Source organism: Sphingomonas sp. AC449 (assembly GCF_979253475.1).
On the sequence record NZ_CEEDCZ010000001.1, the window covers coordinates 665,612 to 692,368 of the forward strand.

General features: G+C 59.0%; 20 protein-coding genes and 3 pseudogenes. 14 read left to right on the plus strand and 9 right to left on the minus strand.

The annotated features are described in order from the left end of the window. Positions 1 to 51 precede the first annotated feature (51 nt). The gene (locus AC0CH3_RS03380; RefSeq protein ID WP_221211942.1) at positions 52 to 885 is read left to right on the plus strand and encodes a MipA/OmpV family protein; all 834 of its coding nucleotides are present in this window, start codon (positions 52 to 54) and stop codon (positions 883 to 885) included. Here AC0CH3_RS03380 and AC0CH3_RS03385 read toward each other — a convergent pair. Both AC0CH3_RS03385 and AC0CH3_RS03390 read right to left on the minus strand, forming a co-directional pair. Then, positions 875 to 1,633: a hypothetical protein gene (locus AC0CH3_RS03385; RefSeq protein WP_465237602.1), complete on the minus strand. Its 759-nt coding sequence runs from the start codon at positions 1,631 to 1,633 to the stop codon at positions 875 to 877. The genes AC0CH3_RS03380 and AC0CH3_RS03385 overlap by 11 nt on opposite strands. Before the next feature lie 223 nt (positions 1,634 to 1,856). Next, entirely contained in the window at positions 1,857 to 2,141 is a 285-nt protein-coding gene (locus AC0CH3_RS03390) for a hypothetical protein (RefSeq protein WP_156363480.1), read from the minus strand. 435 nt (positions 2,142 to 2,576) lie between these two features. Here AC0CH3_RS03390 and AC0CH3_RS03395 point away from each other — a divergent pair, with 435 nt between their 5' ends. From AC0CH3_RS03395 to AC0CH3_RS03405, 3 genes are all read left to right on the plus strand, one after another. Continuing rightward, positions 2,577 to 2,720, plus strand: coding sequence for a DUF465 domain-containing protein (locus AC0CH3_RS03395; RefSeq protein ID WP_333997061.1), 144 nt, complete (start codon positions 2,577 to 2,579; stop codon positions 2,718 to 2,720). A gap of 92 nt (positions 2,721 to 2,812) precedes the next feature. After that, the gene (locus AC0CH3_RS03400; RefSeq protein WP_465237603.1) at positions 2,813 to 3,262 is read left to right on the plus strand and encodes a hypothetical protein; all 450 of its coding nucleotides are present in this window, start codon (positions 2,813 to 2,815) and stop codon (positions 3,260 to 3,262) included. Between the two features lie 200 nt (positions 3,263 to 3,462). Beyond that, the gene (locus tag AC0CH3_RS03405) at positions 3,463 to 4,002 is read left to right on the plus strand and encodes a TorF family putative porin (RefSeq protein ID WP_465237604.1); all 540 of its coding nucleotides are present in this window, start codon (positions 3,463 to 3,465) and stop codon (positions 4,000 to 4,002) included. A gap of 180 nt (positions 4,003 to 4,182) precedes the next feature. On the opposite strand, the gene AC0CH3_RS03410 is transcribed toward AC0CH3_RS03405, so the two are convergent. Next, positions 4,183 to 6,153: a putative bifunctional diguanylate cyclase/phosphodiesterase gene (locus AC0CH3_RS03410; protein ID WP_465237605.1), complete on the minus strand. Its 1,971-nt coding sequence runs from the start codon at positions 6,151 to 6,153 to the stop codon at positions 4,183 to 4,185. A gap of 652 nt (positions 6,154 to 6,805) precedes the next feature. On the opposite strand from AC0CH3_RS03410, the gene AC0CH3_RS03415 reads away from it, so the two are divergent. Further along, positions 6,806 to 7,375, plus strand: coding sequence for a recombinase family protein (locus AC0CH3_RS03415; RefSeq protein WP_465237606.1), 570 nt, complete (start codon positions 6,806 to 6,808; stop codon positions 7,373 to 7,375). Between the two features lie 271 nt (positions 7,376 to 7,646). Here AC0CH3_RS03415 and AC0CH3_RS03420 read toward each other — a convergent pair whose 3' ends face one another. After that, a complete protein-coding gene (locus AC0CH3_RS03420; RefSeq protein ID WP_465237621.1) occupies positions 7,647 to 10,889 on the minus strand; it encodes a DEAD/DEAH box helicase in 3,243 nt (1,080 codons plus the stop codon). Further along, the gene (locus tag AC0CH3_RS03425) at positions 10,882 to 11,730 is read right to left on the minus strand and encodes a hypothetical protein (protein WP_465237607.1); all 849 of its coding nucleotides are present in this window, start codon (positions 11,728 to 11,730) and stop codon (positions 10,882 to 10,884) included. The genes AC0CH3_RS03420 and AC0CH3_RS03425 overlap by 8 nt, the downstream gene beginning before the upstream one ends. A 434-nt stretch (positions 11,731 to 12,164) precedes the next feature. On the opposite strand from AC0CH3_RS03425, the gene AC0CH3_RS03430 reads away from it, so the two are divergent. The 8 genes and pseudogenes from AC0CH3_RS03430 (at position 12,165) to AC0CH3_RS03465 (ending at position 21,428) form a co-directional block, all read left to right on the plus strand. Beyond that, the gene (locus tag AC0CH3_RS03430; protein WP_465237608.1) at positions 12,165 to 13,340 is read left to right on the plus strand and encodes an ABC-three component system protein; all 1,176 of its coding nucleotides are present in this window, start codon (positions 12,165 to 12,167) and stop codon (positions 13,338 to 13,340) included. A 2-nt stretch (positions 13,341 to 13,342) separates the two neighbouring features. After that, the gene (locus AC0CH3_RS03435; protein WP_465237622.1) at positions 13,343 to 13,828 is read left to right on the plus strand and encodes a three component ABC system middle component; all 486 of its coding nucleotides are present in this window, start codon (positions 13,343 to 13,345) and stop codon (positions 13,826 to 13,828) included. Between the two features lies 1 nt (position 13,829). Then, entirely contained in the window at positions 13,830 to 15,836 is a 2,007-nt protein-coding gene (locus tag AC0CH3_RS03440) for a DUF3732 domain-containing protein (protein WP_465237609.1), read from the plus strand. 221 nt (positions 15,837 to 16,057) lie between these two features. Continuing rightward, positions 16,058 to 16,558: a hypothetical protein gene (locus AC0CH3_RS03445; RefSeq protein WP_465237610.1), complete on the plus strand. Its 501-nt coding sequence runs from the start codon at positions 16,058 to 16,060 to the stop codon at positions 16,556 to 16,558. Between the two features lie 456 nt (positions 16,559 to 17,014). Then, entirely contained in the window at positions 17,015 to 17,776 is a 762-nt protein-coding gene (locus AC0CH3_RS03450) for an ImuA family protein (RefSeq protein ID WP_353461190.1), read from the plus strand. Between the two features lie 163 nt (positions 17,777 to 17,939). Further along, positions 17,940 to 18,410 (plus strand): annotated as a pseudogene (locus tag AC0CH3_RS03455) (Y-family DNA polymerase); the annotation flags it as partial. A gap of 388 nt (positions 18,411 to 18,798) precedes the next feature. Further along, positions 18,799 to 21,141: pseudogene (locus tag AC0CH3_RS03460) on the plus strand (error-prone DNA polymerase); the annotation flags it as partial. Next, complete coding sequence (locus AC0CH3_RS03465; RefSeq protein WP_332756706.1) at positions 21,141 to 21,428, plus strand: hypothetical protein; 288 nt, start codon at positions 21,141 to 21,143, stop codon at positions 21,426 to 21,428. The pseudogene AC0CH3_RS03460 and the gene AC0CH3_RS03465, both read left to right, overlap by 1 nt. 99 nt (positions 21,429 to 21,527) lie before the next feature. On the opposite strand, the gene AC0CH3_RS03470 is transcribed toward AC0CH3_RS03465, so the two are convergent. The 4 genes from AC0CH3_RS03470 to AC0CH3_RS03485 form a co-directional block, all read right to left on the minus strand. Beyond that, the gene (locus AC0CH3_RS03470; protein WP_465237611.1) at positions 21,528 to 21,872 is read right to left on the minus strand and encodes a hypothetical protein; all 345 of its coding nucleotides are present in this window, start codon (positions 21,870 to 21,872) and stop codon (positions 21,528 to 21,530) included. Positions 21,873 to 21,994: 122 nt separating this feature from the next. Next, positions 21,995 to 23,026 (minus strand): TniQ family protein, encoded by a 1,032-nt coding sequence (locus tag AC0CH3_RS03475; protein ID WP_465237612.1) that lies wholly within the window; start codon positions 23,024 to 23,026, stop codon positions 21,995 to 21,997. Next, positions 23,027 to 23,935 carry a TniB family NTP-binding protein gene (locus AC0CH3_RS03480; protein ID WP_465237613.1) on the minus strand — a complete coding sequence of 303 codons (909 nt, stop codon included), beginning with the start codon at positions 23,933 to 23,935 and terminating at the stop codon, positions 23,027 to 23,029. Then, positions 23,932 to 25,659 carry a transposase gene (locus AC0CH3_RS03485; RefSeq protein WP_465237614.1) on the minus strand — a complete coding sequence of 576 codons (1,728 nt, stop codon included), beginning with the start codon at positions 25,657 to 25,659 and terminating at the stop codon, positions 23,932 to 23,934. Before AC0CH3_RS03485 ends, AC0CH3_RS03480 begins: the two co-directional genes overlap by 4 nt. 237 nt (positions 25,660 to 25,896) lie before the next feature. Here AC0CH3_RS03485 and AC0CH3_RS03490 point away from each other — a divergent pair. After that, a pseudogene (locus AC0CH3_RS03490) lies at positions 25,897 to 26,703 on the plus strand (ATP-binding protein); the annotation flags it as partial. Positions 26,704 to 26,757: the final 54 nt, after the last annotated feature.

Genomic DNA, 26,757 nt, shown 5'->3' on the forward strand with positions numbered 1-26,757 from the left:
GCTGACATGACCGACCGACCGTCATCAACGGGGCCGAAAAAAGGGATAAGGATGCGCTCCGCTCTAACCATCCTTGCGCTAGTCTCTGCTCAACCCTGCTTCGCGCAGACGGACCTGCGGCCGCCCCCCCCCGCAGGTCGGCCTTTGGAGGCAGGCACTGCCGGATGGAGCATCACCGTCGGCGTCGCACCAGTCTTAAGCCCTGCATGGCAAGGCTCGCGAGACATGGCCTTGTCGATCTTTCCCGACCTGCGGATCAACTACAAGGACACCATCTTCGCTTCGATCCCCGACGGTTTGGGTTGGAACGGGGTGAACCGGGACGGGTGGAAGGCAGGACCGCTCGCCAAGCTCCGCTTTGGGCGGGATGAAGAGCGCGGGGGATCGCCGTTCCTCATTACAGGCGGGAGTGACGCGCTACGCGGCCTCGGCGACGTAGATGCAGCTGTTGAGGTGGGAGGCTTCGTCGAGAAACGGGCTGGGCCATGGCGTGGACGGATCGAGGTTCGTCGCGGCTTCGGCGGGCATGACGGCGTTGTCGCCGACGGGTCAGTTGCTTACCAGGCGCGCCGGGGACGGACCATCATCAACATCGGGCCTCGCGCAACGCTGGCAAGCCGCGAGTATATCGAGACGTATTTCGGCATCGATGCGCTCCAGTCGCGACGGTCCGGACTTAGACCGTATTCTGCGTCAGGCGGACTATTGTCCTACGGTGTAGGCGGTACCGTAATTCGTCCCCTAAACCGGCGAAGCGCCATCACGCTTTTCACTGGCCTGGATCGACTAGGTCAGAACGCAGGCGATTCACCCCTCATCCGCGAACGCGGGCGCCGGACCCAATTCACCCTAGGTCTCGGCTACGGATTTAGGTTCAACCTGTAATCGAACCAGACGCATATACCCTGCGCCGGTAGCCAGCGACCAAGCCTGAAATAACGAGGATCGCGGCAGCGCCGGTTGCTACGGCAATAGGTCCTGCAGCTTGGCCACCTGCAGCGAAGATAGCAGCAAGCGCCCAAAGGAAAACAGCTGCGTACGGTAGATTACCACGTCCTCGGACCAGCACGGTGGCCGCGATGAGTCCAGCAATCACGATCACCGCTGCACCGATCCCAGGAGCGGCTGCACCGCCCTCCACGCCGTGATATTTCAAGCTAGCCGCGATGTTGACGGTGGTAGCGGCGGTCAACCATGCGGCGAGCGCGCTCAACGGAAGGTACGCGCACCACCACGCAGTTTTCGACACCGTCGCATTCGACAGGGCATGATAGGCAACGATCAGGCACGTCAGCGTGAAGGTAATGATCAGAACCGATACGAAACTTAACCCGTAAAACTGCGTGTAAGCAGCCCAGAGTGCATCTCCCAAAAATGCGCCAGCTGCCGGCCAGCGCAGGTGATGAAGCAACGTATTTTGGCGCTGTGCGGGCATTGCCTGATAAACGGCAAACACTGTGGCGCCGAGGTAGAGCGCGCCCCAGATCGAGAATGCCCAGCCTGCCGGGGTTATCAAGGTTCGGACCGCCAGAGACCGGGATCCGATAGGCTCACCGATCCCGATCTGCGGTAACACAGGCGTCAAAATTTGAAGCGCTGCTGTCAGCGGCACCGCGAGATGCGGCAGACTCAACGCGGTCCGTTGGGGTAAGGTATTTGTTACCATTTTTCCACAACGGCCGATCGGCTTACGCGTTGCAATGTCACAAAGGAACTCGCTCGCATTCAGAGCTATCGTACCTAAACGGTCCTCGGGCGCCTGACATATTGTCATTTACTCGAGGCTTCAGTGGGACGACCCAGAGGCCTTTATCCACAATCCCGGTTGCGACGCGAAGGCGGTATCTTATCGTGTTCTAAAGTACGGAGGATAAGACGCAATATACCAGCACCGGTACGCCAACCAAAACGATCAAAAGTAACAGGTTGAGCTCCATAAGTCGGCTCAGCCAGTCCTTACCTTCATTCTGCCGGGCTTCGGCATCAGCCTTAGAATAGCCTTCTACGATTTCCAGATCGAATTTGTTCGAGAAAAAGCTTTGTGGGCGCATCCGCAGGAAAGGCTGAGGTGCTGGATTGGCAGTTTGATGCTGACGGTCATCCTGACACAAATCGTCGGATTTCGAGGATTGGTTTTCCACTACACGGTTTCCACTTATTCGAGATCATGGGCGCGCAGAACGCGTCCCAAAGGTCAGATCGAATAAAGCCCGAACTCGAACGGCAATGGCCGCGAGCTCGGGCTAAGCGCGTGCGGCGAGTTGGCCGGCGTGGTCGCGGAAACGCTTATGTGTCGCAGGAGCGTACATGTCAGTAACATCGGGGACCCGTGTCCTAATGTCAACTCGTGCGAATCCATTCGCTCTCCTATTGACCTTGACCGGCGAAACCCTAGCTTGAGGGAGCGGGCCGGGCCCCTCTGGCGATCGTCTCAGGACGAACGTGATGTCGGACCGCATCGGGTTATCTCGATGTCTAGGCCTGGCCTGTTCGCCTGCTTTCATCGCGACTGATCCGATCGTTCAATCGTTGGTTGGAGAGCGGCTTTGCCTACATTTTCTCAGAAGTTGACCCAGTTGCATGCCCGGCTGGATGAGCAGATCCGCGTCGAGATGAAGCGACGCATGCCCGATACCTTGCGGCTATTTCGGCTGAAGCGGTTGCGTCTCGACGTGAAGGACCGCCTGCACGCACGCGCCTTGCGGCCGCAGTTCAGCTGAACCGACACGCTGAACCATCGTTGTAGAATCATCGTCCGTAAGGATTGGCTTCACCGATCAGAATGGATCGGGTTGGCAAGAGGAGAGCGAAAATGGCCTATTTTCTGACCGCCGGCTTGGTGCTTGCTGCTACCGGTGCGGCCCTCGGCATAACTGTCGATCATCAGAACCAGGTGGATCACCGCAGCGGTCCGGTCGCCGTCAAATATCGCGGCGACGTGGTCATCACCCATAAGCAGGTGGGCGCGGTTGCACCCGGCGGAAGACCGTCGTCGCTACGCTGCGACTGGGCCGCGAGCATGTCGGTGGCACGACACGCGGTCGCGGCATCGGGTACCAGGCTGGTGCGCAGCATCGACAGCGAACCGGTGATTTCGGGCACCCGGCCCGGCTGGTGCGTTACGAGCCATGGCGCGATCAAGAAGGAGGTCGCGACGAAGTCAGCGGACATGCAGCAGCATCTGGTAAAGCTGGCGCAGGAAGACGAGCAGATGCTGCGCGTCGAGCTCGACCAAATCCACGGTCCGCAGCGCGCAGGATGATCCGGCGCGTTCGATGGGCGGGCGTGCTCGGTGCCGCAAGTTGCGGCCTTATCACGCCCGCGTTTTCACAGGATGCCGGGTCGGTAACCTTGGAGGTGATGAGTGAGGAGGAACGGCGCGGGCTGAATTGGAGTGAGGGACGTGCCGCGCTGGCAGGCGATATTCGCGTCTCGCGCGGCCGGCTCGATGCATCGGCGCGCATGGTAACGCTTCGGAACAGCGTGCGACACGGTGGCGTCGATGCGGTCGTCGACCTTTCGGTGGGAACCGACTGGGATCTGGGTGCGGTGCGTATCCGTACCGACGCCACCGGCCACGCATTCGCGGGCGCACGGGGCCGCATGGACTATGTCGAGGCCGGCGTATCGGCAAGCTATGCCTATGGTCCGCTCTACGCCACGGTCGGCGTAATCGGCGCGCCGTCGCAGCGCGCAATCGGTGGCAGCAACGTGTATGTCTATACGAACGCCAATGCCGGTATTCCCGGTACGCCGCTGACGATGGTGGCCGAGGTCGGGCACTCTTCCGGCAGCGTCCGCAACCCCATCCGGGTGGAGCGTCTTCGTCCGGGCGGCAGTTACACCAACTGGCGGCTGGGTCTCGAGCATCGTCGTGACCGTCTGACGATCGGCGTCGATTATATTGGGACTGACGTATCCCGCACCGCCATCGCCAGCAGATTTGCCGATCGACGCAACGCTGGGGACAGAATTTTAGGGCGCGTCCAGGTTTCGTTCTGACGATTACCGCTGACAGCGCGTGCATCCGGAAAGTCCTGAGCGCGATGCACGCGCCGAGGGACAAGGTGGCATTCGCCAGACTGAACTGTGGTACGGGAGCCAGCATGAGACCCGTGTCGTCGGTAAGTGTACCGGAACTATTAGCACCTGTTCGGAGGAATGATTCTGCTGGTACGGCAATCAGATAGTCACAGACCGTGAAAGGGGTAGCGAATTCAAGGACTGAAGCGACTTGACGGCCCCGTCAGCACCCGTCGGCTGTCCGAAGTAGAAGCCTTGACCTTCGGCGCATCCGAGCTCCTGAACGATCACGAGAGCAGAATCATCCTCGATCCCTTCGGCGATTACTTCCATGCCGAGACTGGCCGCAAGCCGTGTGATTGCCAGTACCATCTTGAATGATCCGCTGTGTTTCTCCAAGTTTTGCACAAACGAGCGATCAATCTTGAGCTTGTCGAAGGGCAGCATCTGGAGATGCTGGATTGATGAGAAGCCTGTACCGAAATCATCTAGGGCGAGTAGCATCCCCTGGTTCTTCAGGGATTGGATAAGCCGCTTGGCGTTCGTTGGCTCCGCAATCAGGGCGTTTTCGGTAATTTCCAGCGTCACACGCTGCGCTGGAAATCCGGTCCGCGCGAGCACCGCTAAAATCTTCTCACTGAACCATGGGTCCTTGAGCTGGACCGGTGAGACATTCACCGCCAGCGTTATGCCCGGCCCCCACGCCGCGGCATCCAGGCAAGCCTGGTCGAATAGCTTCAGCATGAGCTCCCCAACCAGGCCACATTCTTCAGCAATCGGGATAAAGTCGGTCGGACCGATCTCTTCCCCATCCGAGCGGTTCCACCGGGCAAGCATCTCAAAGCTTGCTATCTGCCCTGAGGCGAAATTGACGATCGGCTGATAGAAAGGCACGAAGGCGCTACTTTTAATGTCGTTCCGCAGATCTCGCTCCAGCATCGATCGGCGTGTAATCTCGACGTCCATCTCGTGCTCGAACGTCCGATGTTGCGAGCGACCGCCTTCCTTTGCCTTGTACAGCGCGATATCGGCCTGCCGCATCATGCCCTCGCGATCAACCGCGTTACGATGACGGACGGTGATACCGACGCTCGCGCCGATATGGTGGAAAAATCCATCGAGCTTGAAAGGGTCAGCAAGGCGATCGACAAGTTTTTGGGCAAGCATCGCGGCGAAACCGCTGTCCGGTCCAGCGATCTCGACAATGATCGCGAATTCATCACCACCTAGTCGGTAGACAGATCCGATGCCATCTACGATCTCAACCAAGCGTGCGACCACCGCCTTCAACAAGCTGTCGCCTGCCGGATGGCCGTGAACGTCATTAACGGCTTTGAACCGGTCGAGATCCAGTACGAGCAATGCGAGATGGGTTGCAGACCGATCCTGGAAGCCGAACGCATCGAGCTGCTCGCTTAGAGCCCGACGGTTCTGCAAGCCTGTCAACGCATCTCGATAAGCAAGCTCCTGTGCCCGATGTTCTGCGTCTCGCGCACGCTCGCGCTCTGTCTGCATGTCCGACCGGCTTCGCACCACCTCTGTAAATCCGGCATAGCTCGTGGACATCGTCCGCAGGATGAGAATCGCAACGATGATGAAGTTCGCACCTGTACCAATCAGCTGCCAGTCGCCCGACGCGAGAAGCCGCATCGTCACCGGCATAGCTCCAAACAGTAGCACCAGTCGGCCGGCAGGTGGTAGGGTAAGAAGGCAGTAGCAGCAGCTAATGGTCCCTACAAAAACATAAAGCGCGACAGACATACTACGGCCCGGACCGGCGTGTTCGAACAACATGAGGCCCCACCCACCGAATGCCAAGCTGAGGACTGCGGCCGCGATGATTGTACCGCGGAAGTATTTACGGATATTCGTCGGCGACGCCGCAACCGTTCTTCGCCTGACCCACAATCCGGCCCGCATCGCGATAACGACCGACAAGGCGAGTGGCATCGTCAAGCTCATTGACAGTGAAACGTCATCGAACGACGACACCGCTAGGAACATGATGTCGATAAACATCAGTCCGTACATGAGCGGTATTTGCTGACGCAGAGCTGCATACTGCTCAGCCAGCAGTTCATCCTCAAGGCGCGAGTCGGGCGATCTCAGTGGGAACAACCATCTGAACATCGCGCTCCCTCCCTAAACGGTTTTAAATAGAGTGAGATTATTTAGAATTTCTGAATGATGGGGAAGACCGCGGTACGCTGGAGTGATAGGCGCCGAAGCGCTTTTACAATTTTGCGCTGCAGCACTTTAAAAATACAAAAGGGTAGCGTTTTCCAGCATTGCGACGCCCTCCCGATCTAACTTAGATCTATCACCTTCTACTTGCTTTGCCAGCTTCTGACGGAGTGCTGCCTGGGCGGCTTAGCAGCTATCGAAACGAACGCCCGGTTTCGGGTACCGATAAGGCGACGCTGAATATTCGAAGTTGGGCGGAAAGGACCCGGCCTCTTTTGAGCGCTTAGTGACCGCCGCGCCCTGTCGGAAAACACATGATTGTCGTCAGGCGGAAGCTCAGGCGACCGGGGCTATCCCTATCTATGCGTGGCACGTGCGACAAACCCTGACGCTTCGTCCGATTGCGCGGAAACCAAAATCTGGAGGTTTTCCGTCACCTACCAAAAAGGGACTGGACGTCGCGGGTAACGTCAGTCCGGGTATACCGTGAATGAACACACGGCGCTGAACAGTCTTCCCGTTCAATCAGGGTCACTTGCATAGAGATTGAACACTCCGTGCAAGTGGTCTAGAACCTGATTGAACAGATGGGGCTCCAATGACGCTTTTTGGTTACGCGCGAGTATCGACCTCTGAGCAGGATCTCGGGATACAGGAAACCGCGCTGCGGGCCGCTGGCTGCCAGACCATTCGATCGGAGAAAAAATCAGGGAGCGAGCGCGGCGCACGGACCGAACTGCAAGTTCTGCTCGACTTCCTTCGCCAAGGCGACACTCTGGTAGTGACCCGTATTGATCGCCTCGCTCGGTCGATGAAAGATCTGCAGGATATTGTGCACGAGCTAAAGGGCAGGGGGATCGCTCTCAAGGCGACGGACCAGCCGATCGATACAAGCACGGCAGCGGGAAAAGCATTTCTCGATATGCTCGGCGTATTTGCAGAGTTCGAGACGAACCTCCGACGCGAACGGCAACTTGAAGGTATCGAGGCAGCGAAGGCGCGGGGCGTCTACAAAGGCGGTAAGCCGCGTGTTGATTCCGATGCGGTGCGCCAACTAATCGCCGACGGTATAAAGCCCGCACATATCGCTCGCCAACTCGGCATCTCCCGAGGCACCGTCTACAAGTTCGTCCCTAGGTTAGATACGTCAGCAACCTCCGAGACGTAGGATCGCGTTTCGACGTTTTGTCGTAGATAGCAGCTGGTCCACTTCCGGTCAGCGAGCTATCCCTTGTGGACACTCGTTGAAAAAGTTGACACCGACACCGATGCGCCCATTTAGTTCCCATTCAACTAGCGCTTGGATAAGGCCAATAGCGGTCGCTCTAACTTTACGTAATCCATTAGGCTGGCCATGGCTGTTTGTCGTGTTGGTAGTTAAACTCCGGTAGGTAGAGGCTTTGCATTTGGTCGCACAGTTTGGGGAGGTGCTTGACACATCAAAGGTCATCAAGATCGGCCAGAAGCTGCTGCCAGCGCTGCCGATATGCAATATGCGCTTCGACTCGCCCAACCAGCGCACGCTCGCTATTGGCAAATTCGAGTTTGGCGGGCGTATCGAAGCCGCGCCGTACCGAAGCTGCAAGGCTCTTGAGCACGGTTTCGTCGATGGTCGGCTGCGCGTCGGCAAGCGCCAGTTCCTCGACTAGCCGCGCCACCACGCTGGCGATAAAGGCCAGTGCTCGGGGCACGACCGAGCCGACAAATTCGCGAGCGCGGGGCAGAATGCGGAGCGCCGCGGTCGTGCCGTCGGGATCGCCGCCAAGCAGCCGTTCGACCTCGTTGAGCGGCGTGCCTTCTAGCCATGCCCGAGAAGCCGCGCGCAGCGCTTCGACGGCCAAGGCATCGAGCTTGGCCGTAGCAAGGCGACCGATCGCGGCATTGATGGCTCGACCGGTATCACTAAGGAGGTCGTTACGCGCGCCTTCGTCCTCCTTAAGCCAATCGAGAATCCAGTCGAGCCAGTCGGGGATGCTTATCGGCAGGTCGCCGGTCCCGCCCTGCAGCCGAAGCCGGAGCCGGTCGAGCAGATCGATCGCTAACCCACTTTGCGAGGCGAGCAACAGGACGTCCCCGTCCGGCGTTCGATCGACAATGGCCCTCGCTGCCGCCCATAGTACATTGACCTTCGTCATATACGCCGCCTCCTCAGCGCGGGCGCGCGCTTTGTATGCGGCGAAGGAACGCAGCAGCAGGTTGCCGGGGGCTATCGCGCCGCCATCGGCAGCGCTGAGGGCAGCAAGCCGGTTGACAGTATAGCGGACGTCGCGGTCGTTCAAATCACCGGCCATTACCCGGTCGAGCACCGTCTCGAGCGGATCGATGACGGTAATGCAGCGATCGTCCTCGGGCAGGACCGATTTGAGCTTCTTGCGAAGCGCTGGGTTTAGACCTTGGGCACGGCTGAATGGTATCACCGGATCGGGAATGAGGATCACTACGCCATTGGCGAGATGCCCGGCCCGGCCAGCGCGAGCCGCAGCGTTGAGCAGTTCATGCGCCTCGAGATCCTCGCGCCCGTCATCGCCGCTCCTTTTGTCGCCCGCAAGGATCGCCAGTTCAGCGGGCAAATTGAGGCCTTGGGCAAGCGTCGGTGTGGCGACGATGACCTGGGCACCGGCGCGGCGCCGGAACAGCTTTTCAGCGAGTGACCGCTCTAGCCGAAGCATAGCCGCGTTGTGTGGAACCGCGCCCAGGCTCCCTTCCCCGAAAATTGCATGGCGCCGGTCGCCCAGTTCCACAGCAAGCGCGGCCATCAGCGCTTCTTCCGCCGGCAGCAGCGCGACGGGGTCGAGATCCTTTGCAATGTCAGCGGCGGTACGGACCGCATCGGCCTTCGTGTTGACGAAGATGATCGTCTTGAGGCCGGTTGCGCAGGCATTGCGAGCGATGGCGGCCGCAGTCTTGTTGGCGTTCGGCGTTGCCCAAACACGCTGACCGTTGGTACCGCCGGCCAGCGGCAGCGCCACGTCCGTCACCCGCGTGAAGGTATAGGCGCGTTCGGCATTCATCCAATTATGCTGCAAACCCCAGATCACCCATGGTCGCGCGACCAGCGCCCGTTCGGCCTGGGCCCGCAGACCCTTAATACGCTTGCCCGTTTTCTGGTCGATATGCCGCTGGATTGAGAAAGCTAGATTCTCAATCTCGGTGACCTTTCGCCCGTCATAGACGACTACACCACGCGCTTGTCGACTTGGCTTCCACAACAGGTCGATTGGCTCGCAGGGCCGTTTGGTAAGCTCTGCGATCCAGGCAGCCAGGTCGCCTCCATTTTTGAGCATCGCCGACAGGAACAGCAAGTCGGCGCTCGGGGCGGCGCTATGAAAGGCAAGCACGCACAACATGCTGTCAAGGGCGCGGCCGATCTTGCGCGACGGGCTCAGCAAATGACATTCGTCGAAAACCAGCAGGCCGACTTGTGCAAATGCCTCAGGCGAAAAGGAAACCATAGCGAGACAACGCTCAGGCGTCATCACCTCGATGTCCTTGAGTTGGGTATCGTCGAGCAGCAGCGAGTCAAAATCCCCCGACACTTGTAAAGCAAACTGGTCGGTAGGGAAAAGCGCCTGCAGATCGTCGGTCAGTTGATCGACCAAGGCATGAGTGGGCGCCAGGAACACGACTTTCTTGCCGCGCGCGAGCGTGCCGGCGATTTTCAGGACGCTGACCGTCGTCTTGCCGGCACCGGTCGGCAATACCAGCACTGCCGACTTGCCGGGCAGGTGAAATTCACGAGCAATGGCCTCGCGGTGGTTGCGCCACACGTAAGGGGTTTGTTCGGCGCGAAAGCGCAGCCAGCGTTTCCAGAAATCGCCGTCAGCGCCATTCGGCGCGGGCAGACGCGTAAGCGCTGCCTCAGCAATGCCGCCTGTAGCCAGCAACAACAGGGAGGCAAGGTGGGCGGGGCCCGGATATCGGGTTACAAGCGGGGCTTCGACGCCATCCCCCCTATCGGACAGCATCAGCGGCAGCGTGCTGACTTGGCTCGATAGAGCGAGGACCTTCTCGAACGTGGCGATCGCGGCGGGAAGATGTGCCTCTTCATCGGCGCCCGCGAGAAGATGCGCTGCCAGATGCTCAACGCCTTGGCCAAGTGCCGACAGCATTGCGCGCAAGGCGCTGATCTGCAGGCGCCCCTCTTTGAACGACCCACGCCCGCGTTCGACTCGGCTGTCGCGCCGCTCGAGGATCACGCCAAGGTTGCCGCGTACTAGGTCGCGGACATGACGCCCGAGCTCGCGCGCTTCCTCTAGCCCGGCTTGCGGAATGACGATTGCGCCGCCGGCTTCATTGGCATCGGCATACTGCTCCGCGGCGAGGAACAGCAGAGACGCGGCGACCGAGGCATCGACGCCGTCGCGATCGATCAGCTGCGTGGCCTGTGGCACACCCGATGCGCGAGCTCGCCTAGCGATGATCTGCTGCGCGGTCCCGGCAACAAAGGCTGCGGCACGTCGCAATTCCCGCTTTACCTCAAGCGAAGCGACGATTTCATAAACGTCGGCGATCCGATCGATAGGCCAGTCATCCGCCTCGCCGGGCTGTTCAGGGGCGCCGGAGAGGCGACTGGAGACCAGCCTGGCATAATGTCGCGTTAGCGCCTTGGGCAGATCATTGGCATCGAGCCCGGGCATGCTCGGCGCAAGCCTCATCAATTCAGCGGTGCGGGCGTCAAACATCGTCAACGAGCTCCGCATCGCCAAGCTCTTCGAGAAAATCGTCGAGCGCGCTGATCACCGCAGCGGCAAGCAGCTGGAACCAGCCGCGCAGCGATTTGTCGATCGTCAGTGTGGCGGCGATCCGCTGGCTAGGCTTGATCCCGTCGAGCGCCGAATAGCCCTTGAACAAGGCGGCGCGCGTAACAGCATCTGGAATGGGCTTGCTGGTCAACGCCGCACGGTAGCTGCGATAGCGTTTGTCCAGCACTCGGGCCGCCGCGCGCGAGGCGCTTGTGCCATCGATGCCGCTTTCGCGGATCAGCGCGGCAGTGTTAGCAACTAAGTCACGGGCGCGCTTGTTCTGGTGGTGATCGCTGAACTTCGCCATCACATCCTTGCGGAACAAGGCGCGGGGCGCGATCGTGCACTTATCCTCGCAGATCGTCGCATTGACGACTTTCGGCTGGGTCGCGTCGAGTTCGACGATCAAGCCGTCTAAGCCATGCGAGGTCGCATCGATATGCGGGTCCTTAAGGAAGGTGCGTGCGCCTGCTTCTTGACGGGCGACGATCCACGAAATGCATTCGAACAGGAAACCGTCGCGATGGATACGCGAGACGCGGCGCTTAGTGGCAGTAGCCCCATTAACTGTCATCTGCGCCTGGGCGTCGGCGACCAGTGTCCCATAGGCATAAGCCGCGCCGCTCGGCTCCAGCGCATCGACAATCCGAGCGGCATGGTCGGCTTGACCCAGCGCAATGACTGCGATCATGCGAGCGAGAGCCGGCAGGTCGACGACTGTCCAATCTAAGCCGGTCGTCATCTTATCGATGTCGACCGGTGTCGACTGCACAATGGACAATTTGGGTCTCCTGCCTTCTTAGCTGAGCATGCGCGCAGCCATAACAATGATTGCGGCCAAAATGGCAGAATAACCAGCAACGTCGGTGATGCGACCATGAAGAAAGGCCGCCCCGCCTTGAGCAACGCGTCACTCGACATACCTTAAGCGCTTCAATTTGCAGTGTTTGCCCTTGATGGGCCGTGCTACCTCATGCCCATTACCCGTACCGATCTACCAGACTGCAACTCCTTCCTTGCAGCCGCCCGACATTGCAACTTCCGTCACGTTCGCCTTGATCTCGGCGTCAGCGCTTCGGCGCTAGCTTTGGTAACGATTTGGACACCGCTTCAATTCAGCAGTCCCATCCGTAGACTCGGACCGGTATAGCTATAAGCTCGCGCCTCCGGCAGAATGTTAGGCGCGGAAAATGGCTTGAGGGGAGGGGGCGTCGATTGGCATCGTCATTGAGATCTAGCTCGGCAGCCCCACAGGGCGCGGCGCACATACTGCAGCTGGATCGAGCGCTCTACCTTCTTAGCAAGGTCGATGCCGACGTCTCCATAGCCGTCGAGTATTTCGATGACGTATCTGCGCTGCGTGGCGGGATTCCAATTCTTCATGAGCAAGACAAAAATTCCGTCCGTCCCGGCGTTGATATTCTCGGGAACCGTAGCAAAGCCTTGTGGCGTACGTTCGAGATTTGGCTAGATTTGCTGCCCCGGTTGGAAGGACAACTCTGCGACCGTTACCTGCTTGTGACTAATACTGTTGCCAAAGGCACGATCGTTATGGCTCTCAAGGCCGTAAGCTTGGGAACCAAAAGTCCGTCAGATGTCGTCCTGCTCATGCGTTCGGCGGCGCAACTTCGATCAAAATCGGTGTCAAAAGTCCAGGCTTTGATCGATGCCGTTCTTGCACACGACGACGAACGCCTTGAGCAACTGATCGCGCGGATCGAGATTGTGGAAGCGTTCGAAATTGAGGCCGCTCGTAAGGAGATGATCAACGGGTTCGCGATCCATCCAAGGGTCGATGCAACGTTGGTTCTCGATAAACTGCTTGGTTGGATCACCGGAGTGTTGCGTAACCTCTGGGGCTCTCAGCAGCCGGGGGTCATATCGCGACAGGCTTGCGTTCTCCAGTGTCGTTCGATTGAAGAACAAGTGGCTAGGCAGCGATTCCTGCCTAAGCCCGCTGGCGATGTGATTGTGACCGAAGCGGATCGTGATCGAGCGCTAGCCCGCCCATTCGTCGAGCACCTGAGTCGCATCGATCTAGAACAAGATTGGGTGCTTGAGGCAGTAGAGCACTTCGTTCAGTTCAATATCGAAAAGCATCGGCTCGCGGCGGAGGGCGAAATACCGATTGAGGAATGGTTCAATCGTGGCGAGCGCCTCGGCCAACGATGGCGCAATATCGTCCGACGCACTAAAATGGCCTTACCGACGGGATCGCGTACGGACGTCGGTAGGCAGATACTGGTACAGGCGACTTTCGACCACCACGAGACACTTGCCGGGCAGGATTGTCACGAATTGTATATGACCGCCGGCCATTATCATCGTTTGGCTGATGACGATAAGGTTTGGTGGGATCCACATTTCAAGCTCAGCGGTGACCGCACGTGAAAATGGATCATGAAGAGGTTATTCTTCGAAATCCGGCGCTCGGGGCGCGAACCTTCTGGCAATTTGCCAACGCCTACTCGGAGGGTAAAACCGGCGATCCACCAAGTCTGCCCGTATTCTTGGTAGCCGCGGGCATGCTGTATCACCGCAGTTCGGTTCAAAAAATCAAAGGCATGAAATTCGAAAGCGGGCTTTTAAAAGCTGTCTCGGATCGTCCTGATATCGTCGCGGGTCTCCAGTATCGCATCGAAAGCTATGCCCGCGAAGCTCTCGAAGCGCTGCAAGTAGGCGTATCGTCAGGTCTTCTATTACGAGAGGGAGGTGAAGGCCTGCCAGCGTTCAGGGCGATCGGGCCCGCATTGCCTCTCGCCATTCGAGACGCGAGTGGGCACGTAAACGAGATGTTTCTGGCCGCCAAACGACTTGGAACGTGGTTTGCTACTGAATCTCTCCAAAGTCTTCAACGTCGTTTAATTATCGAGTTTTGATATGAAGCTTTTGATTCACCAGCTTATCGTGTGGCCCGTTGATACCAGTCACGCGCCACGCATCGTCAGGTTTGATCCAACAAAGGTCAGCGTAATCACCGGGTGGAGTTCAACAGGAAAGTCATCAATTATCTCGATCATCGACTATGTTTTAGGGGCGGGCACTTGTACGATTCCGGTTGGAGAAATCCGGGACTATGCGTCGTGGTATGGCCTAGTGCTAGAGACGGACGCGGGGCCCATGCGTGTGGCTCGACAAAAACCCGATGGAAGGCAAGCATCTCAAGAGTATTGGATCCAACAAGGAGCTGATACCGAGACAACACTGCCGGTCGTTCCGATTGGAAATGCGAAGGCCGTCAGCTTTAAGCTGATGATGGATGCCCTTTCAGGACTTTCTAATTTGCAACTCGATCCGGAGGGTAAAGGGTTTAGCGAGCGTGCGTCCTTTCGGGACATGGCCGCGTTTAACTTTCTTCCACAGCATATAGTCGCCAATCCATATACGATGTTCTTCAAAGCTGACTCATCTAACCATCGAGAAAAGCTTCGAAACGTTTTACCGCTTGCTCTTGGCATTCTAACAAATGACGACTTGATGCGGATGCATAGCTTACACCTACTACAGGAGCAGCTGCGAAAGCTGGAGTCAGAGTTGCGAGTTCGGCGAAATGGACTGCATAATTGGCAGTCCAACGCTGTTGGCGCCTTTTATCTTGCGCAGGAACTCAATCTTCTTCCCGCCGGTGGTGTACCTGAGGATCTACGGACGCTCATCATATTGCTTCAGAGCGTCGTTGATGCTGGCGGCACGACCGTCGCTGCGTCGGGGCGGGTGTCGGTTTCGGTCCAGCGGCTGGAAGACATTCGAAAGCGCGAACAGGCGTTCGATGTCGAGATCGCGGCTAATAAGCGTAGGATGCGACGCCTGAAGAGCTTGCGCCGCTCAGTATCGGATTATGACGATGTCCTACAGGATCAACAGAACCGGGTCGCAGGAGCCGGGTGGCTGAAAAGCACCGTCATGGCGGACAAATGCGTGCTTTGTGGTTCAGACACCGATGAAGCGCGGATTGCGCTCGAAGCGCTTGATGGACCGATTTCGGAACTGTCGGATCTCACTGCGGGCACGGCGTCGACCGCCCCCATGGTCGATCACGAAATTCTTGGCATCGAACGTGGCTTGATTGCATCGGAGCGCGCTATTCTGGAATTGCGACGGACCCGCAAAGAGTTCGAAACCGTTGTGGATCGCGAGCAGGGCCGAAGCCAGAGTCTTGAGAATGTCTATCGCTTTATAGGTCGAACCGAGCAGGCATTGACAATGCTTGGTGACGTCGAAGGGGACGACGGGCTGCAGGTTCAGGCGAACGTGCTGCAGAATCAGATCCGCGATCTACAAAGACTGCTCAACGTCGGGGAACGCAAGAACCGGGAAGAGGCCAAGGCCAAGCAAATATCTGATTATATTGTACGCTTCGTCGAAGCCCTTGAGGTTTCCGGAGCTGAAGGAAGGCCCATTCTTGACCACCGTGAGCTAAATCTAAAGTTCGAGCGAGATGGTGCCAATAAGCCAGATTACCTATGGGAGATCGGCAGTGGCGAAAACTGGATGGCCTACCATCTGGCCACGCTTCTTGCGGTCCAAGGGGTATGCCTCCTTCGGAAAACTAATAATCCCGTTCCGTCTTTTCTTGTAATTGACCAGCCGAGTCAGGTGTATTTCCCAAGCGATACTTTTGATGCGCTTGTTACTGATCCTAACGGAATACCAGCACTCAAAAGTCCGCGAGGCCGTAAGCCGTTGGACGACCTTCAAAGCACGCGACAAATATTTTCAGCGCTCGCCCGAGCGCAGGAGAAATTCGATAATCAACTGCAGATCATCGTTCTAGACCATGCTGATCACCATGCTTGGGGCGACCAAGATAATGTTTTTGAAGCGGAAAACTGGCGCGGCCTCAATGATTCACTGATCCCCAACGCGTGGTTGCCAGGGCTACAGTAGCAGCCAGACACAGCGCCTGCAGACGCCGCAGCGCCCCCTCGTCGTTCAGCCCTTCCGGCCACTGTGTTCCTGAAAAGCCCATCGCATTCGATCCGTCTCGTCTCAGCTGGCTGTTGAATTCAGGAATGCACGAATGATTACCCGTAGGACATAGCAAGAACATAAAACGGCCAGTGCGTCGCTAGACATACGGGTAGCGATGATGTTGGTGGACAGCACCGATGCCGATCCGCCCCGAACATGTCTTCCTGTACCCGATCGATTGGCCGCAGCTATCGCATCTGGTCCGCTTCGTGCGGGCAGGCGGACGCTGCGAACATTGCGGGCGCCCGCATGGGCAACGGGTCTTCCACCTGGGCGACGGACGCTGGTGGGACAGGAGCCGGTCGTATTGGCGTAACGGCGACGGCCGACGTGTTCGCCGACCGACCGAGAACATCCTCGATTCAGGTAAATGGACACCGGTGGTGCTGGCCTGCGCACATCTCAATCACGACCCTAGCGACAGCGCGCTTCACCAGTTGGCCGCGCTCTGCCAGCGCTGCCACATGATTTACGATGGTCCTGAGCATCGCCGTCGACGTTGGATGAACGCGCATTACCGGCGTGCGCTCGGCGATCTGTTCTACGGCCCATATCCGATGCGGGGGGCGGACTGGATCACCCCGACACCCATCAGCATGCTCGATGACAGCCGATCGCTATACGCGAACGTCCGGTAGCTCGGAGCACCGGAAACGCTGTGCCGGATGCGTCCGGGCAAAAAAAGGGGCCGCCAAAAGCAACCCGGGAAGTTTTAGGAGAGGATGCCTGAAAGGCGTCACCTTGGTATCCGCCAGGCAGGGCAATGGCGAATGCAAATCTGTCTAATCTGGATTGCATTTCATGCACTTGGCAGAAGGTTGTGGCCAAATTCATTCCCTGCCGAGCTCGACGACAGGGTTACTGACGAAGGTACGACTGCGCGGGAAACGGGCCGGATTCCGCACGCCGATCACCATGTCCAACGGCCGTCGTTTGCATATTCGCAAGGGCGTTAGCCCAGCTCCGCAGCCCATAGCAAAACGTGCTTCGCAGCGTCAGTAGCTGGAACCTTATCCACATGAGTCTCGAGTCTGACGCTTGACCAAACGGTTCTAGTAACGGAACATAAAGGGAACAGGTAGAGTCTAGACATCATGATCACCGCCCTCGAGTCCCTGCCGACAACCATCGCCCACCTGCGGACAATCGCAACGCCGGTTGTGGATCACCGCATCATGCCGTTCGGCATCCCTGCGCTCGACGATCGCCTCGCGAGCAGAGGCCTTCGCGCCGGCGCACTGCACGAGGTCGCCGCACAAAGTTGTTCGATGGTCGACGATGCCGCAGCAACGCTGTTCCTCGCAGGCATCGCCGCACGAGAAGCGGCGCATACAGGCGGACCGGTGCTGTGGGTGAGCTGTCGCAACGATCTCTATGCGCCGGGCTTGGAGCAGGCGGGGCTATCGCCTGCCGACCTGATCCATGCACAACCCCGTGACGATGCAGCCTTGCTGGCCGTCGTCGAAGACGCGGTGCGCGATGGAACGCCGTCGGCGGTGATCGCCGAGGTTAGCCGGATGTCGATGGTGGCGACCCGGCGCCTGCAACTGGTCGCGGCCGACGCCGACATTCCCGTTCTCATCCTGCGACGCAGACGTAATCGCGACCAGGATCCGCTCGCCGAGCCGTCTGCGGCCTGGACGCGCTGGCGGATCGCCAGTGCGTCATCCGAGCGCCTCGGTGTTGCCGGCGTCGGCCGATCGCGGTGGCAGGTCGAGGTCGCACGGCAGCGTGGCGGCGAAGCATTTTCGATGATTTTGGAGGGCTGCGATGAGACGGGTTGTCTCGCTGTTCCTGCCGCACTTGGCCATCGAGCGGCTGAGACGGCTGGACCGGCACGCTACGCGGCGGCCTGAGCGGCCAGCCCTTCAGCTTCCCGTCGACGACGATCCCGGTGCGTGTTCGGTACCGCGGGGCGGCGGGTGGCGGCCGGGTGCGCGGTGGGCTCGTACCGACATGCCAACCAGGCAGGATGTGGAAGGTGAGATCGCAGCGCTGCCCGCGCATGCGAAACCACCCATGCGTGAACTTGGCCGACGATCGGAGGCGGCGAACCATCCGTTTCATGGGTTTGCGCAAGCCGACAGTCACGACAGGGTCGCGGCGACCGTAGCTGCGTTCCACCGGGCGCCGCTCGCGCTGGTCGGCAAGGTTGGCCGGCGCGAAGAGGTGGTAGCTGCCTGCGATGGCGCGGCCGCATTGGGGATCACGATCGGCATGGCCGCGACCCATGCGCGTGCGCTGGTGTCCGATCTCGACATCCGACCGTCCGAGACAGAAGCGGATGCTGCGTTGCTGGACCGGCTCGCACTGCGCGCGGTGCGCCGCTGGTCGCCGATCGCAGCTGCCACGCCGCCCGATGGGCTGTGGCTCGACCTGACCGGCTGCGCGCATCTCCATGGCGGCGAAGAGCGGTTCTGTCGGCGTCTGCGCGCCTTTTGCCAACGTGCCGGGTTCACGGCACGCGTAGCAGTCGCCGACACACCGGGCGCGGCCCACGCCGTTGCCCGGTTCGGATCGGCCGACATCGCGATCGTGCCCACAGGGCGGACGGTCGACGCGCTCAGCGGCCTACCGGTCGCGGCCTTGCGCCTAGCAGGCACCGCGCTTGTCGCCGCCCGCAAGTTCGGCTTCGAACGCGTCGCCGATCTCCTGCCTGTCGCACGCGGGCCTATGGCACGCCGGCTAGGCCTGGCGGCGATCACGCGGCTCGATCAAGCCCTCGGCGCGGTCGCCGAACCGATCACGCCGCGCACCGACGAGGTCATGCCGGTCGTCGAGCGCCGGCTGCTCGAACCGATCGTCACCGCAGACGCGATCGCGCAGGTGATGCAGGATCTGCTCGGCGACATGGCCGAGCTGCTCCGCGCGAAGGGGCTTGGCGTATGCGCCGTATTTCCTGACCGTCTACGCGATCGTCCGCGAAGCCCGTCGCCGGGGCATCCTGTGCCAGGGCCGCGGCTCGGCCGCCAACAGCTGCGTCTGCTTCGTGCTCGGCGTCACCTCGATCGACCCGATCAAGCACGAGCTGCTGTTCGAACGGTTCGTATCGGGCGAGCGCCGCGAGCCTCCCGATATCGACGTCGATTTCGAGCATGAACGCCGCGAAGAGATCATCCAGTGGATCTACGAAACCTATGGCCGCAACCACTCGGCATTGACCGCGGTCGTCACACGCTACCGGGCGCGCGGCGCCGTGCGCGACGTCGGCAAGGCGCTCGGCTTGCCCGAGGATCTGACCTCGTCATTGGCAGGGCAAGTGTGGGGCTGGTCGGCCGAAGGCGTCGGCGAAAAGCAGGTCAACGAATTGAACCTCGACATCGGCGATCGTCGCCTGCGCCTCACGCTCGAACTGGCCCGCAAGCTGATCGGCGTACCGCGCCATATGAGCCAGCATCCAGGTGGCTTCGTCCTTACCCATGACCGTCTCGACGATCTGGTCCCGATCGAACCCGCGGCGATGGAAGATCGGCAGATCATCGAATGGGACAAGGACGACATCGATGCGCTGAAGTTCATGAAGGTCGACGTGCTGGGTCTCGGCATGCTTGGCTGCATGAACCGCGCCTTCAACATGCTTGAGGCGGACAAGGGGCTGCGGGTCGGTTTGGCCGATCTGCAGGACGACGATCCCGACGTCTATGCGATGATCTCGAAGGCCGACACGCTCGGCACCTTCCAGATCGAAAGCCGCGCGCAGATGAGCATGCTGCCGCGGATGAAACCGCGGCGCTTCTACGACCTCGTCATTCAGGTGGCGATCGTGCGACCGGGACCGATCCAGGGCGACATGGTCCACCCGTATCTGCGCCGGCGCGAAGGGCTGGAGAAGCCGGAATACCCACGGCCCGAGCTGCGCGCGGTGCTGGAAAAGACGCTCGGGGTGCCCCTGTTCCAGGAACAGGCGATGAAGGTCGCGATCGTCGGTGCCGGGTTCACGCCAGCCGAAGCCGATCAGCTGCGCCGCGCTATGGCGACGTTCAAGTTCACAGGCGGTGTCAGCCATTTCAGCGAAAAGCTCATCGGGGGCATGGTCGAACGCGGCTATCCGCGTGAATTTGCCGAGCGCACCTTCCGTCAGCTCGAGGGCTTTGGCTCTTACGGCTTCCCCGAGAGTCACGCCGCGTCGTTCGCCAAGATCTCCTACGCCTCGTCGTGGATGAAGCATCATCACCCGGACGTGTTCTGCGCGAGCCTGATGAACGCGCAGCCGATGGGGTTCTACGCACCCGCCCAGATCGTGCGCGATGCGCGCGAACATGGCGTCGTGGTTCGCCCCCCTTGCGTGAACGCAAGCCGTTGGGACTGCACGCTGGAGCCGTATGGCGGGCGGTACCTCGCCGTACGGCTGGGGCTTCGGCAGATCCGCGGGCTGTCCAACGCAGATGGCGCGAAGATCGTCGGTGCGCGCGAGCTGACCGCGTTCGAGAGCGTCGAAGACGTATGGCGGCGATCGGGCGTGCAGCGCGCGGCGATCGAGAAGCTCGCCGACGGCGATGCCTTTCACAGCTTCGGTGCCGATCGTCGGCAGGGCTTGTGGAAGGTGAGGGGGCTCGGCGAAGCGCCGTTGCCGCTGTTCGCCGCGGCCGACCGCGCCGACCAGGCCGTCAGCGCGGAAGGGATTGAGCCTGATGTCGAACTACGGCCACTGACCGACGGTCGTGAGGTGATTGAGGACTACCGCGCGCTGCAACTCTCGCTGCGCGCGCATCCGCTGACCTTCGTCCGCGATGAGCTGGCCAGGCGTGGCGTAACCAAATGCGCGGACCTGGCCACCATCCGCGATGGACGCCATGTCGAGGTCGCCGGCATCATTCTCGTTCGCCAGAAGCCGGGGTCTGCCAAAGGCGTTCTGTTCATCACGATCGAAGACGAGACCGGGATCGCCAACGGCATCCTGTGGCCCGATCGGTTCGAGCGCCAACGCCGTACCGTCATGTCCGCGTCGATGATCGGCATGAAGGGCAGGGTGCAGAAGGAGGGCGAGGTCATCCACGTCATCTGCGACCGGATCATCGATCATGGGGATTTGCTGCACCGGGTCGGCGAGATGTCGTTCCTGCACCGGACCGGCCGCGGTGATGGCGCAAAACATGCCGGCTCCCCCGACCGCGGCGACAAGGGCTGGAACCCGAACCCGCGTAACTCTTACTGGCCGCCCCATGCGGACGGCATGGACCCGGAAGCTGTCGTGAAGTTCAAATCTCACGACTTTCATTGATGGCCAAGCTCGTCCGCCATCAACGCGTTGTCATCGCGCTATCGGTGCATATATTGCGGGGCGGCGTTGCGCGCTGCTCGGACGCGCGCGTCGATGTCGTCGAGATCCGGTTGGCGCTCCGCTGCCTCCTGCCGCACTGCCCGGAACGCTGGCCGCTCGAACTTTATTGGGACGCCGCCCGGCAGGAAAACGAGATCGGCAGGGCGCAAGGGGTAACCGCGGCGTTCAACGGGATCGTCCGCCAACTGCGGCGCGCAGGCTGTTACGAAGAGGTGTCTGAACCGTGAGTATAAGATTACCTTGGGCAACTGTTATCACGCTTCACAAGTAAGCGAATGGTTATCTCCCCCGCCAGTGGCCAGTGGCCAGTGGCCAGTGGCCAGCCTTCAGCTCTGATCCCACGCCGTGATGGTCAGCACTTCGTCGGCCTGGCACAGCTCCAGCTCAGCGAGCTTGATAGTAATTTCTCGTGGCATACGCCACGGCACGTCGTCCTCTGCTGGAGGTACCTCTCCAAGAAATAGCGGCACTATCGACCCCGCCAACGCGGTGTACAGGTTGGGATAACCACCGGCCTTCAGCAGCTGGGCCTCCCCGTGCTCGACCAGTTGATCAAGCCAGATTGTACCTCTTGACCCAACCTTCCAGTTGGCCAGCACTGATGTACGGTTCAGCCTCAAAGGATAGTCCCCCGGCGGCTGTCGATAAATTGTAATTCCCCAACCGATCATGCCGCTTCCTATCAGGAGCCAACCAAAACGACGGCACCTCGCATGGCGTGTGATAGCTTCTCAGACCGAAGCCGTGGAACGACGCCAACACGGACGATTACGAACACGAATTGCATCGCTATTCAAGGACGACCGTGGGGCCGCGATAGTAAGCTCACGGGCTTTAGTTTGCGAGGCGGCGCGTCAGGTGATGTCAAATATGTATCAACAACTGCATCGTAAGCGAACGGCAGGACTCCGGAGTTGCCTCGGACGGCCCATGATCGCCACATCCCAGCTTCCGCACAAAACGCGGCAAATTTGAAGGGCCAGCCCTGAAGAAGCCGAGCTACGATTGCCATCATACGATGGCGTTCAACAACCGAAAGAAACTCAGGCATTGGCAGCTTCGACTCAAATAGGGGGGGCGCCGAATCTAAGCCATGTTCTCGACAAACGACATCCCTGAGTCGACTGGCTCGGGGGTTAGAGGTCACGATGCTTAGAATTTGACGGACGAGCGCAAAATAGCTGAGCGGGTGCCCACATCCAAGCTCCGGCATGGCGGAGGGCGGGCCTAACCATATTGCTCGCATGCGATGTTCGAGCTGCAGTGTCAGGGCGTCCCCGAACGTCGTCGGATGATCCCTACGATCGGTGGAGCAATGGTTGCAGTATGGGTCCTCCCCCCGATGAGGAGATGCTGGTTGTGCACACTGATGACAACGATCTGCTAATACATATCCGTGCCTAGAGCACGTCGTAGAGAATCCCAATCGCCACGCCCTTCTATAATATGGAGCCTTTCCTTCTTTTAGGCAGGAAGGGCACCATTGCTGTCCAGAGCGTCTCCTGGTTCGATGATAGATGCCCAGAGGCAGGATCCAACGCGTGAGGCCGGTCAATCTGAGTCTATCAATTACGATACCTTCCAGAGATCTCAGTGATGTAGCATGCCCTCGGTTTTCAGCCGTTCCCGTCATCAAACAAAGGTCGTTAATGAAAGACTCAGATCCTAACGAGTCTAAATCCCTGTTCCATATTTGAAGGCCGGGCCACTTCAGATGGCAAAATGTATGTAGCTTAGATGAGTTGCCATACGCGACACGTCGTAACCACGATGAGAGAAGCTCGTCATCAAACGGCTTTGGGCGCCAGGGTAGGAGTTGAGACACTTACGTTCTCACTCCAAGCACGTGCTCCGCGGCAGTGCGACGTTCACTCGGAGGAATCCACCGAAGTTCGTCGATAAGTACGTTATCTACGAATTCCTGCCCAGACCGGATTGCTTCACAAGCAGCGGACAATATCAATCTTACTATTTCTCCTATCGTGCCTTCCGAAAGGCCAACGATACGATTAATCAATTCGGGATCGGATAAGCCTGACTGTTTTTGTAACGGTAGGACCGTCTCGATCGTGTTTAATAGCGCCTTGGTGTAGCCGTCGACCCGCCACTTAGGTAGGGGCCAATGCTCGAAACGGTTCGCGAGTTGTTCATCAGATTGTAGAGCTCTTACAGATGTCGCTAATCCGCAAGCGATGAGATGAATACCGTGCTCATTGGAAATGTACCTGAGAAGATTTAGAAAACCTCGCTGTTGTTCTATTCTGCCGGCATGTATGTTATGAATCTCATCGATGACTAGGACCTTAGTGTCTACCAGGCCGAGAAGCCGTATTGTCTGACTTTGAAGCTGGCTCAAAGCAGCAGTTCTTCGTACTGGAGCTTGCAACCGGTCTAGTATCGCCATATAGAATTGACGCGGATCGGGGGTGGGGGGCATCTGTACGTAAAGAACTGATGCTAATGACGCATCTGCGTTAGGATCATCGCAGTAAGAGTGTGATTCAACGAATTTTTGTACCAACATTGTTTTTCCATTGTTGGTGGAACCGGCAATTAACATGCTTGCTGGCCGGTGCGACCTTGGCGCAATGACAATTTGCTCCATCCGCGCTCGGATAAGTTTTGCCGCTGCGTAGGATATAAAAGGGATTCGCTGAATCGCATTGATCCGCGTCTCGGCAGTCGAACCGAGTAAATCCCGCGCCGTTTTTGAAAGGCGGCGATCGTCCGTCATTCGTCGATCTCAAAAATATCATCTTCTGGCAAATCAGGCATTTTCGAGAAGCTCCAAGGCCTATGGGAGCTGGAACGGGCGAGATTGTCACCGTGCTCTTCGTACGATGCGCGGGTGCCTTCTGCGTTTCGTGCGCGCCTTTCAACGGCGAGACGACCTTTTCGAGCAGCGGCTTTACTTTCCGCGGCCCTTTCGACGATGCTACGCTGCGCTTCGACGGCCTCAAACAGGGCGGCCTCGTCATAGTCAGACTTTCTTTCCGATCTCACTTTTTGGCGTGCCGCTTCGAGCTCCCAAAGAGATACTGACGGCCTAGCAATATCTCGGGAACGGATGTGATAGTAGCGACCATCATTCGGCGATAAAAACCAGATAGCCGAGATATCTCTTGGATCTCGTCGAACTACGAATGGATCAACGTGATTTGAACCCATGTACTCCCGTAAAACATCGTCCATGTAATGCACGCCGCCCCAGCGAATGCCGCGTTGCGTGATGCGCCGACGCTCGAGGGGTAAGAAATCGATCAATAAGCGTTCCGGGTCATTGATTAATGGTGGGATGCCTCGCCCAGGTTGAGACGCGGTGCCGAAGATGCCTTCTCTCCAACGAGTATTGGGCGTCTTGCTGTGATAAGTATGGGGAGTTCGGTGATATTGACCGGCAAAAAAAGTTGCGAAAAAGCGCTCCAACTCTTTTAATGTCATAGCCGCGCCGGCATTAGGGTCGCGGTCTCCTTTTTCGGCGATTGAGCCGCCGGTCGCTCCCGGCAATATCTTGACCGCACCCATAGCAGTCCGCATCATACGTTCGACGATGCCTCCGAAATGCGGCATTCCCGGCGGGCGGTATTCAATATTCATCCCCCAAGCGATGCAGCCCTTCTCCACCGCCTCGGAATGAAAGTCAGAGCCATTGTCGACGTAAAGGCAGTCCGGTCGCCCGTGCATCGGCCAGTCAAACTGTAGACCTATTCGACCCGCCCACTGGTCTTTTGGCAAGATGCTATGAACGAGGCAGAGGCCGACAGACGTCGCAGAAGGCGCCTCTAAGCTCACATGGAAGCCGAGAATTGCGCGCGAAAACTCATCTATTGCTATCGTCAGGTAGGGCCGTCGCAATGGTTGCCTATTTAACTCGTCCACAACGATCAAATCGACCATCGTATGGTCTATCTGAACCCTTTGAAGTGGCCATTGAGTATCCAGCGTTTTCCCTGGCATCGCCTTGTATCGTTCGCGGGCGAATTTCTTGCCCTCCCGGGCCGCTACGATTTCGATATCCGGAATCTTTTTTAGCCGGCGTTTGATTGTGCCTTCGTCAGGAAGCGGAAGACCCGCCAAGGCGCATTTGCGTCTGATCTCAAGGACGGTCTGAGTCACCGTTGGTCGCATGCGGCTGAGATGAAATCGATTTAAGACCTCAGAGATGACGTCTTCCACCCCAGGTTTAATGAATGTCATGCCGCTGCGCCCGTGGCTTCGTCTAGGAGCAAGATCGACAAGGCGCCGGGTTGCCCCATAACGTTTGATTAGATACCAAACCGTCCTTGACGAGCAATGGAGTTTTCCTGCTGCTTCGCGAACCTGCGCACCAGTATTTTGGCTAGACGTTAACAGTGAGTCGATAATGGGCTTTCGTTCAAGAGCCTTTTTCATTTGACTGTCGGACATGTCTGCCGCGTCTACAGTTATAGGCCCTAATTGGTCTTCGGCATCCTTCATCGCTTGGCAAACCCCATGCTGGCCAGTCACTTCAATCTATGTGCACTGAAACCGGTAATGCGACTTTCAGCGGGGTAAGTCTACATCGACTTAATGGTAGGTCGTGTCCGAAATGCTTCAAGGTAAACCGTTATCCGGACACTTGCTGACTGCCATGATCGATGGACATTGCGGCGTAAGCGAGGGCGTATTAGCGAACGACTGTCACGCTTATGGGAAAAGGAGGTTGGCAGAACGGGTTTCGCGCCGATGCTATCGCGGAACTTGTATGCAAATGTAGTGCAATGCCCAGCGCGCCTTAGTGCAAACGTCAGTGCGAGCCGAGCCGGGCGGGGGCGGGTGCGCAGTGCAAACCGGTATACGTGCCTTACAGGCGGGCTCAAGGTCAAGCCGGGCGAGGTGAGCCTCGCGCATCTCGGCGTGCTGTTCCTCGACGAGCTCCCGGAATTTCAGCGCGCGGTGCTCGATTCGCTGCGCCAACCGCTCGAGACCGGTACGATCAGCGTCGCACGCGCCAATGCGCACGTCACGTTTCCAGCCCGCGTCCAGCTGATCGCCGCGATGAACCCGTGCCGATGCGGACATCTGGGGGATGCGAGCCTCGCCTGTGCACGCGCGCCGCGTTGCGCTGCGGATTATCAGGCAAAGGTGTCGGGGCCGCTGCTCGACCGGATCGACCTGCACGTCGAGGTCAGGGCAGTGACGGCGGCGGATCTGGTGATGCCGCCCGCGGGGGAAGGGTCGGCGGCGGTCGGTGCACGCGTCGCCGCAGCGCGCGCGATTCAGGTCGAGCGCTATCGGGATCATCCCGTGCGGACCAATGCCGAGGCGGATGGCCCCGTGCTCGATGCCGTCGCGACGCCCGATGCTGCGGGTCGCAAGCTGCTCGCGCAGGCGGCCGAGGCGATGCGGCTGACCGCGCGCGGCTATACGCGGATCCTCCGCGTCGGCCGGACGATCGCCGATCTCGCCAGCGCGCCCGAGGTGACACGGATCCATATCGCCGAGGCGCTGAGCTATCGTCGCAAGCCCCCAGTCAACTGATCCGGGATTGCGACCGCGGGCGCACAAGGCTGGGCCATCGCCAAGACGGTTTAT